Genomic DNA, 13,019 nt, shown 5'->3' on the forward strand with positions numbered 1-13,019 from the left:
CAAGGCAAAAGCCCCGCCCGGCGAACCGGACGGGGCTTTCGATGGTGGTCCGTTCAGACCTAGTTGGCCGTGACGTAGTGGGCGTTCACCCATCCGCCGCCGGCGATTTGGACCCACTCACCCTGCGAACCGACTGCGGTGAAGGGCTGGCCGGCCGACAAGGTGCCGGCCTGGCGATAGTTGGTGCCCGGACCGCTGCGGATACGCAGGTTGGACGAGGCGCGATATTGCGAGCCGTTAGACACCGAGGCCGCACGCGCGCGCTGCTGGTTGCAGCCGATGTACGAACCCGCCGCTGCGCCAGCGCCGGCGCCGACGATGGTGCCGGCTGTGCGCTCGTTACGCGCCAAGTTGGAACCCACCACGCCGCCGACGACGGCGCCGATCAGGGCGCCTGCACGCTGGCGACCGCCGGGGGCGTCGCAGTTGGTCACGCCATTGGCTTGAGCCTGGGCGGCCATCGGGGCGGCCGTCACCATGGCGGCGAGAGCGGCAGCCGTGGCCAGACCGGTCTTGAAAATCTTGTTCGACATAACTCTTCTCCTGTCAGCGCGTTTGCCGATGAGGGGAGAATGCCTGGACAAACCTGAAGGCTCCCGGAGCTTCGCCGTTATTTTCCGTTCATCTTGGTTGCCCGCGCCGTTCGCCGACGCTCGACCAGCCGTCGCGCCGCCTCGACGTCCCGCTCAATCAAATGCTTGCGACGCACGAACTGAAAATCCAGCACACGCGCCCACAGATAAAGCAGACTGTCATGAGTGACGAAGACCGTCACAGCCTCGTCGCTTGGCGGCGGCCCCCACGCCTCTGCGAGCTTGCCCAGATGCTGGATTGTTGCATCATCTGGCATCGGCTCGCATTCAACGATCCAATCCCAGCTACAAAGCTCGGGCCGACCGGTGACCAGATTGACCGTCGCCGTCAACACCTTGTCCGCTGACCCGGCAGAGACCAGGTCCAGCCACAATATCCGCGCGGCCTCGTCGATTTCGTAACGCAACGTCGCCTCCCCGGCTACGCGCCCATCCAAAAACGTCCGGGTTAACAATCCTGACCAAAATCAGGGTTACGCAAGTTTCCCGTTCGCCCCCGCCTCGATCAGTTCGATGGTCTGAGGCAGCCCGTAGATGGCCGCGAACGAGCCGAAGCGCGGGCCCTGGCTGGCGCCCAGCAGCACCTCATACAACGCGCCGAACCAGGCCCGCAGCGGCTCAAACGCGTGCGCCTTGCCGACCGCATAGACTTCGCTCTGGATCAGTTCGCCGTCGGTCGTGTCCGCCGGCAGGGCCTTCAGCCTTTCCGCCAGGTCCAGCAGGGCCGCCTTCTCCTTGTCGTCGGGCAGGCGATACGCCTTCGAGGGCTTCACGAAGCCCTCGTAATAATTCAGCGCCCGGTCCATCAGCTGGTCCAGCAGCGGCTCGTTCTGCGGCGTCGCCTCCGGCAGATATTTGGCGAAATAGGCCCACAGCTGCTCCTTGGTCGAGGCGTTGGCCACGCCGACCAGGTTCAGCAGCAGGGCGAAGGACACCGGCGACGTATGGGTCGGCGGATCGCCGGCATGGATCGACCAGACGGCGTTGTCGATCCGCTTGGCCGGCTCCTGGGTTTTGTAGCTTTCGATGAAGGCCAGATAGTCGTCGATCGCGCGCGGAATGACGTTGAAGTGCAGGCTCTTGGCCGACTTCGGCGACTGGAACATGTACCAGCTCAGGCTCTCCGGCGTGCCGTAGCGCAGCCATTCGTCCATCGTGAGGCCGTTGCCCTTGGACTTGGAGATCTTCTTGCCTTCGATGTCGAGGAAGAGTTCGTAGTTGAAGCCTTCCGGCGGGGTGCCGCCCAGGGCGCGACACAGTTTCGACGACTCGCGCACGCTCTCGATCAGGTCCTTGCCTGACATTTCGTAATCGACGTCCAGCGCGACCCAGCGCATGGCCCAGTCAGGCTTCCATTGCAGCTTCACATGACCGCCGGTGACCGGAACCTCGGTGCGGTTGCCCGGTTCGCCGGCCGGATCCTCGAAGGTGATGGTTCCCTTCTCGACGTTACGCGCCAGGGTCGGCACCTGCAGCACATGGCCGGTGATCGGGCTGACCGGCAGGAAGGGCGAATAGGTGGCGCGCCGTTCCTCGCCCAGGGTCGGCAGCATAATGGCCATGACGGCGTCGAACCGCTCAAGCAGGGTCAGCAGCGTCGCGTCGAACCGGCCGGACTTATAGGTCTCGGTCGAGCTCATGAACTCGTAGTCGAAGCCGAACGAATCCAGGAAGGCCTGCAGCCGCGCATTGTTGTGCGCGCCAAAACTGTCGTGCGTGCCGAACGGGTCGCGCACGCGCGTCAGCGACAGGTGCAGGTCTTCGCGCAGCATTTCCGGGTTCGGGATGCCCTCGGGCACCTTGCGCAGCCCGTCCATATCGTCGCTGAAGGCGATCAGGCGCGTCGGCCAGTGGTCCCCGGTCAGGGCGCGGAAGGCGTTGCGCACCATGGTCGTGCGCGCCACCTCGCCGAAGGTGCCCATGTGGGGCAGGCCCGAGGGGCCATAACCGGTCTCAAGGATCACCGGCCGTTGCAGCGCCGGGAAGGTCGCCAGCGCCTCGTCCGCCTTGCCCGCGTCGATCAGCAGTTTGGCCGTGTCCCGCTCGGCGTCGGTCAGACGCTTCTTCAGCACATGGGCCAGCAGATTGCGGGCTTGTTCGAACGGCCAGGACTTGGCCTCGCGGGCGAGGGTTTCGAGGTTCTGCAACATGTCGGCGGTTTGCAGTCTGCATACCGCCCGGTCAACCGCTTAGCCGCAGGGATCAGCCCTTGGCGGCCCCAGTTGCAGCGATGACGATGACCTCGACCAGATACTCCGGCGACGCCAGCCGGCTTTCACCCGTCGCACGAGCAGGCGGATTGGCGGTATCGACCCAGGCGTCCCAGACGCTGTTCATCGCGTCGAAATCGCCGATATCAGCCAGCCAGATCTGGGCCATCAAGATCTTCGACTTGTCGCTGCCGGCCTCTGCCAGCAACGCTTCGACCTCGGCCAAAGCCGTCTTCGTCTGGGCGATGACGTCGTCACCGGGCTCTCCAACCTGGCCGGCCAGATAGATGGTGTCGCCGTGGATGACGGCTTCGCTCATGCGGGCGCCGGGCTGGATGCGGGTGATCATGACGGGTTCCTTTGGAGATGCTGTCGCACCTATCGCCGCCCGCCCCTCGCCTGTCGAGCGCTTAGCGGCGGCTGAAACGGGCGACCGTCAGGCCGACGACCAAAGCGCCCGCCCCGACGATCAGGGCGTCCTCGATCAGACCGCTGCGCGTCTGGCCGATGCGGGCCATGGCCTTCTTGCGACTGGCCAGGGTCAGATAGGCCAGCGGCACGGCGGTCGCGACGGCGACGCCGGCGCCCAGCTTTTCCTTGCCGCGCGGCGCCAGGGCCGATCCCGCGATCCCCGCGCTCATCACCCGCGCCAACAGGCCCAGAAAGACCGTGCGGTCGGGCGCCGACTTCATCTTGTCGCCCAGCAGCTCGCCTACACCCATGGCCAGGGCGCCGAACTTGAACAGCGGCTGGTTCAACAGGAAGACCCGGCCCGGCGTCGGCCTGTGCGCCAACTCGGCCGCCGCAATGGCCGCCATCGGGGTCATGGATCGGGCGCTGGCGACAGCGCCGATGAGAGCGGAGGGCAAGAGTTCGGTAATCTTCATCCCGTCTGAACACCGCACGACGGCGAGGGTTCAGCCGCGCGCCGCCAGAACGTTTCGGATCGCCAGGCTGGAGTGGATGCGCGACACGCCCGGCAGGCGCGACAGCACGTCCTTGTGGATCACCTCATAGGCCGCGATGTCGGGCGCCACGGCCCGCACGATATAGTCCGCCTCACCCGCCATCAGATAGCAGTCGCGGATTTCGGGATGGTTGCGCACCGCCGCCTCGAACCGGCGCATATGGTCGTCGGTCTGTTTCTCCAGCGTGATCTCGACGTAGGCCACCACGCCGTCGTCGGCGTCATTGGCGAGGACGGCCGCATACCCCCGGATCACGCCGCGTTCCTCAAGCCGTCGCACCCGGCGCAGGCACGCCGACGGCGACAGACCGACCCCAGAGGCCAGGTCTGCATTGCTCACGCGGCCATCAGCGCGAAGCCGCTGAAGAATGCGCTGGTCGATGGGATCAAGCAGGGTCACAAGTTTCCGCCATTCAGCCGCAGATTATTGCGTTTCATATCTACCAGCCGCAGATCATTGCGCAAACAGGCAGGATCATCGAACGATGCGAGGGTAACTTCGCCCACAATCAACACGGTTCGGAAGCGTCACATGCAGGTTCTGGTTCTGGGTTCCGGCGTCATCGGCGTCACCACCGCCTGGTATCTCAGCCAGGCGGGGCATGAGGTGACGGTGGTGGATCGCCAGGCGGGTCCGGCGCTGGAAACCAGCTTCGCCAACGCGGCCCAGATTTCCCCCGGATATTCCGCGCCCTGGGCCGCGCCATCGATCCCGGTCAAGGCGATGAAGTGGCTGCTGATGCGCCACGCCCCGTTGATCGTGCGCCCCCGTCTGGACATGGCCATGGTGCGCTGGACGCTGGCCATGCTGCGCAACTGCACCCACGACCGTTATGCGCTGAACAAGAGCCGCATGGTGCGTCTGGCGGAATACAGCCGCGACCAGCTGGACCTGCTGCGGCGGGACACCGGCATCGCCTATGACGGCCGCCAGCAGGGCACGCTGCAGCTGTTCCGCACCGAAAAGCAGCTGGCCGACGTTCACAAGGACGTGGACGTGCTGAAGGCCGCAGGCGTCCCGTGCGAGGTGCTGGACCGCGCCGGATGCATCGCCGCCGAACCGGGTCTGGCCGCCTCCGATGTCGATTTCGTCGGGGGGCTGCGACTGCCGCATGACGAGACCGGCGACTGTTTCCTGTTCACCAACGCCCTGGCGAAGCTGGCGGCGGAGCGGGGCGTGGTCTTCCATCACGAGACCGAAATCCACGCCATCACGACCACGGACGGCCGCGCGACCGGCGCCCTGACCAGCAAGGGGGCGATGTCTGCCGATCTGGTCGTCCTGGCGCTGGGCTCCTATTCGCCGATGATGGCCAAGCCCCTGGGCCTGGATTTGCCGGTCTATCCGGTGAAGGGCTATTCGATCACGGCCCGGATCCTGGACGAAGACCGCGCGCCGGTCTCCACAGTCATGGACGAAAGCTACAAGGTGGCGATCACTCGCCTGGGCGACCGCATTCGCGTCGGCGGCATGGCGGAACTGTCAGGCTACAACAACACCCTGCCGGCCCTGCGCCGCGAAACCCTGGCCCATTCGGTCGGCAGCCTGTTCCCCGGCGGCGGCGACCTGGCGGGCGCCAGCTACTGGTCCGGCCTGCGCCCGATGACGCCGGACGGCACGCCCGTCATCGGCGCGACGAAGATCCCAGGCCTCTATCTGAACACCGGCCACGGCACCTTGGGTTGGACCATGTCGTGCGGCTCGGCCCGCGTGCTGGCCGACATGATCGACGGCCGGTCGCCCGAGATCGAGACGCGCGACCTGTCTCTGAACCGCTACGGCGCCTGGGCGGGGGCGTTTGCGCCCGCCTACAACTGACATCAGACGCTGACCGGCGATTTTTACCGTCTAAAGTGTCTAATTCGTCTGAACTACCGATGTCAGCAACCTGAGACGCGAGCGAGAATTCACCGTCTGAAGTGTCTGAATCGTCTGAACTCACGCTGTCAAAGATCGGCAGCCATCCTAACACGCGGATAGGGCGCGTTAGGGTAAAAGCCGTTCGGGCGACAAATCCCTTTCGCAATCAAGAACCCGTGCGACCGAAATGCGCTGGCAGCGCGTCCCGGCGTGGCGTGGGTCGCCCGACAGCCCTATAGAGCGCGCGATGAAAACCGCCGATTTCGATTTCGACCTGCCTGAAGACCGGATTGCGCTGCGTCCGGCCGATCCGCGAGACTCTGCGCGACTGCTGGTCGTGAAGGGCGGCGCGCTGGAGGATCGGGTCATCCGCGACCTGCCGGAATTCCTGCGACCCGGCGACGCCCTGGTGTTCAACGACACCCGGGTGATCCCGGCGCGTCTGTCGGGCGTGCGGCAGCGGGTTGGGCCCGACGGCGAGACCCTGACGGTCGAGGTGGAGGCGACGCTGCATCACCGCGACGCGCCCGACGTCTGGACCGCCTTTATGAAGCCGGGCAAGCGCATCAAGCCGGGGGACCGGATAAGGTTCGGCCTCGCCTCAGATGCCGCCTGCGATCTGGGCCGCCTCGATGCGACGGTGACGGCCAAGGGCGACGACGGCCTGATCACCCTGACGTTCGATCTGTCCGGCCCGGCGCTGGACGACGCCATCCGCGACGTGGGCGTCATGCCCCTGCCGCCCTATATCGCCGCCAAAAGGCCCGAGGACGACCGCGACCGTTCGGACTATCAGACGGTCTTCGCCGAGCATGACGGGTCTGTCGCCGCTCCGACCGCCGGCCTGCATTTCACCCCTGCCCTGCTCGACGCCATCCGCGCCAAGGGCGTCTCGACCCATGCCGTGACCCTGCACGTCGGCGCCGGCACCTTCCTGCCGGTCAAGGCCGACGATCTGGCGGACCACAAGATGCACAGCGAATGGGGCGAGGTTTCACCTGAGACCGCCGCCGCCCTGAACGCCCTCCACGCGAACGGCGGCCGCATCGTCTGCGTCGGCACCACCAGCTTGCGTCTGCTGGAAAGCGCCACGGCCGAGGACGGCGAGATCAAGCCCTTCCACGGCGACACGGCCATCTTCATCACGCCCGGCTATCGGTTCCGGGCGGTCGATGTGCTGATGACCAACTTCCACCTGCCGAAATCGACGCTGTTCATGCTGGTCAGCGCCTTTGCGGGCAGCGCGACGATGAAGGCGGCCTATGCCCACGCGATCGCCGATGGCTATCGGTTCTATTCCTACGGCGACGGATCGCTGCTGTTCCGCGCCTAGAGCCATCGACGCTTGAGTTGATGCGGGCCTGCAAGGCGTTCATCACAACGGGCACAACGAGGTCACAGTGAACACGACGAGACCGAACGCGCGCGTCGGCCCGTCTCAACTCCATGTCCAGGCCGTAGATCGATCTGCGGCTTCGCCGCCGCAGGCCATCAAGACGTTCCGAACCGGGCACAGCTCCGTCGTGTTCGCTGTGACCTCGTCGTGACCTTTGTGACGAACCTTGTTCTGAACTGCACTAGCGTCAGGGCCACAGTCGGCCCGACCGCCAGGCCTCGCCGTCGCGCTCGAACCGAAGCCGGTCGTGCAGGCGGAAGGGGCGATCGCGCCAGAACTCTACCGATTGCGGCACGACCCGCCAGCCGGTCCAATGCGCGGGACGGGGCACGTCCTGGCCATCGAACCGCGTGGTTTCGCGACCGACGGCCTCTTCCAGCGCCGTGCGGTCCGACAGCGGGCGGGACTGGTCCGAGGCCCAGGCGCCGATCCGGCTTTCGCGGGCGCGGCTGGCGAAATAGGCGTCGGCCTCTGCCGCCGACACCGGCTCGACCGCGCCGCGCACCCGCACCTGACGCCGCAGCGATTTCCAGTGGAAAGTCAGGGCGGCGGCGGCGCAGGCCGCCAGTTCAACGCCCTTGGCGCTCTCGCTGTTGGAATAGAAGGTGAAGCCGCGCGCATCGACGTCTTTCAACAGCACGATCCGCGCATCCGGCAGGCCATCCGCATCGACGGTGGACAGGGTCATGGCGTTGGGATCGTTCGGCTCATGCGCCCGTGCGTCGGCCAACCACTCGACAAAAAGCCCGATGGGTTCGGCGCGCGCGAAGATGGTCTCGTCGCCATTGGCGGCAAGGGCGGCGGCATAGTCGCGGGCATATTCCTCACGCGACGGGCTGGGGGGGATCACGGATGCGGTCATGTGGGTGATCTAATCCCTGTGAGCCGTTCTGGAAATGATCGAGGTCAAAACGGTCGTTTGCTCAGCACGGTTAACCGCCCATTGACCCTGATGGGCGAACGGTGACGGCATGAGCGCGCATGGTCACCCCTACGATGTTTCCGGCGTCCGCGAGGCCCTGTCGACGCTGGGTCTCAGCGGCGATGTCGATACCGCCGCGCTGAAGACCGCCTTCCGCGCGGCGGTCAAGGCGGCGCGTCCCGATCAGACCGGAGGCGACGCCGAGCGGTTCCGCCGCGTGATCGCCGCCTATCGCCTGATCCAGGCGCATCAGCCCGCACGCCCTGCCCTGTCCCCGCCCAAGCAGCGTCCCGCGCCGGCGCCCGTGCTGGTGCTCAGCCCGATGCAGGCCATCGCCGGCGCGCGTGTCGAACTGCGGCTGGGCGCGCGGGTGGTGCGGGTCACGGCGCCGGCTGGCCTGCGGAGCGGCGATCATCTGCGGCTACGGTGCGGCGCGGCGGACGGCGGCGACCTCTATCTATCGGTTCTGATCCGACCCGAGGACGGGCTGTCAGTGCTCGGTGACGACATCTTCATGACATGGCCCACGGAACAGCGCCTGATGGCGGACGGCGGCCGGGTCGAGATCGAGACCCATGCGGGCACGCGCTCGGCCTGGATCACGGCGGACATGGCTGCGCCGGTGCGGGTTCGCCTGAAAGGTCTGGGCCTGCCGGCGCGCGGATCGCGCGAGGCCGGGCATCTGTTCGTGACGCTGACGCCGTCGTCGGATGTGCCCTCTGCGGCGGAAGACCTGCTTTTGCGGTTCACGCGGGTCTGGACGCAGGAGCGTCTGGCGGCATAAGTCACCGCATGTCGCACAATACCTTCGGCCATCTGTTTCGCGTGACCACCTGGGGCGAGAGCCACGGGCCGGCCATCGGCTGCGTCGTGGACGGATGCCCGCCGATGATCCCGCTGACCGAGGCGGACATCCAGCCGTGGCTGGATCAGCGCAAGCCCGGCGGCAGCCGCTTCGTGACCCAACGCAAGGAAAGCGACACGGCGCGCATCCTGTCGGGCGTCTTCGACGATGGCGAGGGCCCGGTGACCACCGGCACGCCGATCTCGATCATGATCGAGAACGAGGACCAGCGATCCAAGGACTATGGCGAGATCGCTCGCGCCTATCGGCCGGGGCACGCCGACTACGCCTATCAGGCCAAATACGGCGTGCGTGACCACCGGGGCGGCGGCCGATCCTCGGCGCGCGAGACCGCCAGTCGCGTCGCAGCCGGCGCCGTGGCCCGCAAGGTGCTGGGCGACGGCGTCAGGATTCGTGCAGGCGTGGTGCAGATCGGGGCCCACCGGATCGCACCCGATCAGGTCGATTTCGACGCCGTATCCGGAAATCCGCTGTTCGCCGCCTCGGCCGAGGTCGTGCCTGCGTGGGAGGCCTATCTGGACGGCATCCGCAAGGCCGGGTCGTCGGTCGGCGCCGTGGTCGCTCTGGAGGTCACGCGCGTTCCGGCCGGGTGGGGCGCGCCGATCTATGGCAAGCTGGATTCCGAACTGGCGGCGGCCCTGATGTCGATCAATGCCGCCAAGGGGGTCGAGATCGGCGCCGGCTTCGAGGCCGCCGAACTGACGGGCGAAGAGAACGCCGACGAGATGCGGCTGGACCTGAACAAACAGCCGGTCTTCCTGTCGAACAAGGCTGGCGGCGTGCTGGGCGGGATTTCAACGGGGCAACCGTTGACGGCGCGGGTGGCGTTCAAGCCGACATCCTCGATCCTGACCCTGCGCCAGACGGTTACGCGCGACGGCGAGGAAACGGACCTGCGCACCAAGGGTCGCCATGACCCCTGCGTCGCGCTGCGGGCCGTGCCGGTGGTGGAAGCCATGGCCGCCTGCGTCCTGGCCGACGCCTTCCTGAGACACCGCGCCCAGATCGGCTGACGGCTTATCGCCTCGGTCTGCGCGCCGAAAGGATGGATTGATGGCTTTGCGGGTGACCGGCTTGCGGTCTGGGCGGCGGTTCGACCGCGCGCTCCTCCTGCCGCATCAGGGCGACGAGGCCCGACAATCCCGTCGTCATCACGATCATCGCCGACTCCTGCAACTGCGAACCGTTTGCAGGTTTGCGCATGTTCGGGCGTCGTGCAAGAGGGATCGGTCGGTGGCGTCGAACTGAGGAGATCAACCGTGCGTGAAGACGGAAAGCTGGACTATCTCGAACTGCCCGCCGCAGACCTGCCCGCGACCAAGGAATTCTACAGCCAAGCGTTCGGCTGGACCTTCGTGGACTACGGCCCGACCTATGCGGCCTTCGATCAGGGTCTGGACGGTGGGTTCGACGCCGATCAGGCCGAACGGACTAATACGCCCCTGCCCGTTCTATACGCTCATGACCTGGAGGCCATGCTGGCCAAGGTCGAGGCTGCCGGCGGTCGTATCCTGAAGCCGATCTACGCCTTCCCCGGCGGTCGCCGGTTCCACTTCGCCGATCCCGCCGGGACCGAAATGGCGGTCTGGTCCGAGGGCTGAAGGCTCAGCGGACGTCGATGGATTGGCCGATCCGTTCGGCCAGATCACGGTCGGCGCCGGTGACGCTGGTGATCCAGACGTGGATTTCCTTGGGGGCGGTCGGTCGCTGGAACAGATGCTCCATCGCCAGGCGCCGTCCGCCTTCCGTCACCACCACCGAGGCGCGGCCGCCGGCGCGCACCATCTCGCCGTCATAGATCGGAAACTGCGACGACGGCCCGGCGTAGATCATCAGCAAGGTCTGATCGCCGCGCTGGACACGGTAGATGTTGGCGTCTGCTCCCGCCCGCGCGGGTGTGATGGTCAGACCCGTAGCCAGCTCGATCCTGAAAGGCAGGGCCGCGATGGCCGCGGCGTTAAGCGCGGTCGGCGCGGGCGCTGCGGGCGGCGGGGTCGTCGTGGCGGGAGCAGGCGTCGCGGCCTGAGGCGCACTGGTGGTCGGCGCTGGACGCGGCGCCGTAGCGGGAGGCGTAGTCGCTCGGTCGGGTGTCTGATCCGGTCGTTGGGACGATGTCGTCGGGGACGAACGAGGCGTCGCAGCCGGGCTTTGACCAATGGGAGGCAGAGCTTGCGTGGTCGCCCTGCTGGGCGTCTGGCCTGGCGTTTGCGCGGGGGATGTCGTCGGCGCCGGGCGAGGCGTCGCGGCTGGACTTTGACCAATCGGCGGCAGGGTTTGCGTGGTGGTGCGAGCGGGGGCCTGCGTCGATGTCGGACGGGTTGTGGATGATGCAGGCGGCGCAGCCGATGGCGGAGCGCTGTTCAGGTCGCGCGTCAGATCGGATGCAGGCCGTTGTGCAGGCGGCGTCGTCGCCTGTCCTGAAATCACGAGGGCGGCGGCGAGGGCGATCATGGACATGATCGGACAATCGCGCGGCGAGGCTTCGACCGCAAGCGCGACCTATGCCTTGGGCAACAAGATCCAGAAGGTGGCGCCCTCGCCTGGCGCAGAAATCACGCCGATCGATCCCCCCTGCAACTCGACCAGCCGCTTGGCCAGGGCCAGGCCGACGCCGTGCCCCTCGACCGTCGAACGTTCCAGACCAAGGCGGTTGAAGGGCTCGAACAACTGCGCCTGTTTCTGGACGGACAGGCCGGGCCCGAAGTCGCTGACCTCGACACGCACGCAGTCGTCTTCTCGCAGGGCCCGCAGAATGACCCGACCGCCAGAGCCGCCGTATTTCAGGGCGTTGACCGTCAGATTGGTCACCACCTGCGCAAAGCGCTGGGAATCCGCGACAGCAATCAAACCATCGCCTTCACACACGACCTCCATGGCGATCTTTTCAGCGTCCGGTCGTAACAAGCAGATGCGACGCACATCCTCCAACAGACCAGGAATGTCAGTCGGGCGCAGATCGACCCTGACCGCCCCGGACTCGGCGCGGGCGACGTCCAGCAGGTCGTGAGCCAGTGTCTCGACCTGACGGGCCGTGGTGACCAGCATCTCCGACATTTCGGTCTGCTGAGCCGTGATCGGTCCCAGATGACCCTGACGCCACAGATCGCCGATGCCGATGATGCCGGCGACGGGGCTCTTGATTTCATGTGCGACATTCGCGAGCAAGCGAGACTTGGCTTCGGACGCCTTTTCCGCGCGCTCTCGACCCAGTCGCGCACGTTCGGCCAAAAGATCACGTTCTTCCAGAAGAGAGGCCACAAGTAGGACCGGCATATAGCCGATCAACACCAGCATCTGGGCCATCAACACCTGTTCGGCGAGCGTTCCCTGATTATAGGGGCCATGGCCGATCATCGCGCCGCCGACCAACAGGAAGGTGACGATCACAAGCGTGAAGGCTATGCCCGCCACGCCCAGCCGCACCGCAATGGCCAGCAGCAAGGGCAGCAGCACAAATCGCATCGGAACCTCTCCGGCGAAGGAGACGTAGTAAAAGACGGGAACGAGCCCCAACAGGATAACGGCCTCGACCATTTTTCTGGGCTTGAGCAATCGCGCGAGCGTGGTGCGCGTCAGCGACAGCCCCATGGAGCCGAGGACGGCGATGCCCAGTGCATGTCCAAACCACCAGGTCTGAAACCCCTGCCAGAGATCCGTCTGTCCCATCTGCATCAGGACAATCAGGCTGGCCAGCGCCGCCGGGATCGGCGCAAGCACGGCAGCGAAGAACAGGAAGCTGATGGCGCCGTTCAGGCTGGACAGGTTCAGCGTGGGCGAAAACCGGCGCGCCAGAAGGACCGCACCCACGATTTCAATCATGCTGACGAAGGTAAAGGCCAGCGCCAGCGGCGGTTTGTTGCCCGCTATGATTTCGCCGATCAGAATGCTGATGGCCATGACGCCTGCGAATGTCATGTCGCTGTTGCGGCCTCGACTGGTGCGCAGCCAGACGGCGACGGCGACGCCGCTTGCACCCCAAAGGCCTGCGACCAGCCCTGACGAGCGTCCGTAGGTGATTGCCATTGCAACCAGAACCGCGACCGCGACGCCGGTCAGCACGGGCGTCAGCGGGTGCGAGGTTTCCATGCCGTCGCCGCCCTGGCTGGGACGGGGGCCAGGGCGATGGCCAGCCTCAATTCCTCTCGTCGAAGGCGAGGCGGGCTGGTCGTCGATGTTGAGCGCGCGGCTCAGGATCATGGAAATAT

At 66.2% G+C, this 13,019-nt stretch carries 15 protein-coding genes; 5 read left to right on the forward strand and 10 right to left on the reverse strand.

Translation table 11 applies throughout. The features are described 5' to 3' along the window. Positions 1 to 59 precede the first annotated feature (59 nt). The 6 genes from ACK4MH_RS05305 to ACK4MH_RS05330 all read right to left on the reverse strand — a co-directional run bounded on the left by ACK4MH_RS05305 (position 60) and on the right by ACK4MH_RS05330 (position 4,170). Positions 60 to 533, reverse strand: coding sequence for an SH3 domain-containing protein (locus ACK4MH_RS05305; RefSeq protein WP_346496507.1), 474 nt, complete (start codon positions 531 to 533; stop codon positions 60 to 62). A gap of 77 nt (positions 534 to 610) precedes the next feature. Then, a complete protein-coding gene (locus ACK4MH_RS05310; protein ID WP_409715745.1) occupies positions 611 to 1,000 on the reverse strand; it encodes a hypothetical protein in 390 nt (129 codons plus the stop codon). Between the two features lie 66 nt (positions 1,001 to 1,066). Continuing rightward, a complete protein-coding gene (locus ACK4MH_RS05315; protein WP_409715748.1) occupies positions 1,067 to 2,743 on the reverse strand; it encodes a lysine--tRNA ligase in 1,677 nt (558 codons plus the stop codon). Between the two features lie 52 nt (positions 2,744 to 2,795). After that, positions 2,796 to 3,152 (reverse strand): RidA family protein, encoded by a 357-nt coding sequence (locus tag ACK4MH_RS05320; RefSeq protein ID WP_409715751.1) that lies wholly within the window; start codon positions 3,150 to 3,152, stop codon positions 2,796 to 2,798. 61 nt (positions 3,153 to 3,213) lie between these two features. Next, a complete protein-coding gene (locus ACK4MH_RS05325) occupies positions 3,214 to 3,672 on the reverse strand; it encodes a hypothetical protein (RefSeq protein ID WP_409715754.1) in 459 nt (152 codons plus the stop codon). A 48-nt stretch (positions 3,673 to 3,720) separates the two neighbouring features. Beyond that, positions 3,721 to 4,170: an Lrp/AsnC family transcriptional regulator gene (locus tag ACK4MH_RS05330; protein ID WP_409715757.1), complete on the reverse strand. Its 450-nt coding sequence runs from the start codon at positions 4,168 to 4,170 to the stop codon at positions 3,721 to 3,723. A gap of 132 nt (positions 4,171 to 4,302) precedes the next feature. Here ACK4MH_RS05330 and ACK4MH_RS05335 point away from each other — a divergent pair, with 132 nt between their 5' ends. Next, positions 4,303 to 5,589 carry a D-amino acid dehydrogenase gene (locus tag ACK4MH_RS05335; RefSeq protein WP_409715760.1) on the forward strand — a complete coding sequence of 429 codons (1,287 nt, stop codon included), beginning with the start codon at positions 4,303 to 4,305 and terminating at the stop codon, positions 5,587 to 5,589. A gap of 289 nt (positions 5,590 to 5,878) precedes the next feature. Continuing rightward, positions 5,879 to 6,964, forward strand: coding sequence for a tRNA preQ1(34) S-adenosylmethionine ribosyltransferase-isomerase QueA (queA, locus tag ACK4MH_RS05340; RefSeq protein WP_409715763.1), 1,086 nt, complete (start codon positions 5,879 to 5,881; stop codon positions 6,962 to 6,964). 250 nt (positions 6,965 to 7,214) lie between these two features. Here queA and pdxH read toward each other — a convergent pair whose 3' ends face one another. After that, on the reverse strand, positions 7,215 to 7,889 hold the full coding sequence (gene pdxH, locus ACK4MH_RS05345; RefSeq protein ID WP_409715767.1) for a pyridoxamine 5'-phosphate oxidase: 675 nt from the start codon (positions 7,887 to 7,889) through the stop codon (positions 7,215 to 7,217). Positions 7,890 to 7,998: 109 nt separating this feature from the next. Between pdxH and ACK4MH_RS05350 the strand changes: the two genes are divergently transcribed. From ACK4MH_RS05350 to ACK4MH_RS05360, 3 genes are all read left to right on the forward strand, one after another. Beyond that, positions 7,999 to 8,733, forward strand: a complete 735-nt coding sequence (locus ACK4MH_RS05350; RefSeq protein WP_409715770.1) for a DnaJ C-terminal domain-containing protein — start codon at positions 7,999 to 8,001, stop codon at positions 8,731 to 8,733. Positions 8,734 to 8,741: 8 nt separating this feature from the next. Next, positions 8,742 to 9,827: a chorismate synthase gene (gene aroC / locus ACK4MH_RS05355; protein ID WP_409715773.1), complete on the forward strand. Its 1,086-nt coding sequence runs from the start codon at positions 8,742 to 8,744 to the stop codon at positions 9,825 to 9,827. A 246-nt stretch (positions 9,828 to 10,073) separates the two neighbouring features. Next, complete coding sequence (locus tag ACK4MH_RS05360) at positions 10,074 to 10,415, forward strand: VOC family protein (protein WP_409715776.1); 342 nt, start codon at positions 10,074 to 10,076, stop codon at positions 10,413 to 10,415. Between the two features lie 4 nt (positions 10,416 to 10,419). Here ACK4MH_RS05360 and ACK4MH_RS05365 read toward each other — a convergent pair whose 3' ends face one another. The 3 genes from ACK4MH_RS05365 to ACK4MH_RS05375 all read right to left on the reverse strand — a co-directional run bounded on the left by ACK4MH_RS05365 (position 10,420) and on the right by ACK4MH_RS05375 (position 13,011). Continuing rightward, positions 10,420 to 10,647: a hypothetical protein gene (locus ACK4MH_RS05365; protein ID WP_409715779.1), complete on the reverse strand. Its 228-nt coding sequence runs from the start codon at positions 10,645 to 10,647 to the stop codon at positions 10,420 to 10,422. A 124-nt stretch (positions 10,648 to 10,771) separates the two neighbouring features. After that, entirely contained in the window at positions 10,772 to 11,281 is a 510-nt protein-coding gene (locus ACK4MH_RS05370) for a hypothetical protein (protein ID WP_409715782.1), read from the reverse strand. Positions 11,282 to 11,313: 32 nt separating this feature from the next. Further along, the gene (locus ACK4MH_RS05375; RefSeq protein ID WP_409715785.1) at positions 11,314 to 13,011 is read right to left on the reverse strand and encodes an ATP-binding protein; all 1,698 of its coding nucleotides are present in this window, start codon (positions 13,009 to 13,011) and stop codon (positions 11,314 to 11,316) included. Between the last annotated feature and the right edge of the window lie 8 nt (positions 13,012 to 13,019).

It is taken from the genome of Brevundimonas sp. (assembly GCF_046295075.1).
Lineage (GTDB): Bacteria > Pseudomonadota > Alphaproteobacteria > Caulobacterales > Caulobacteraceae > Brevundimonas.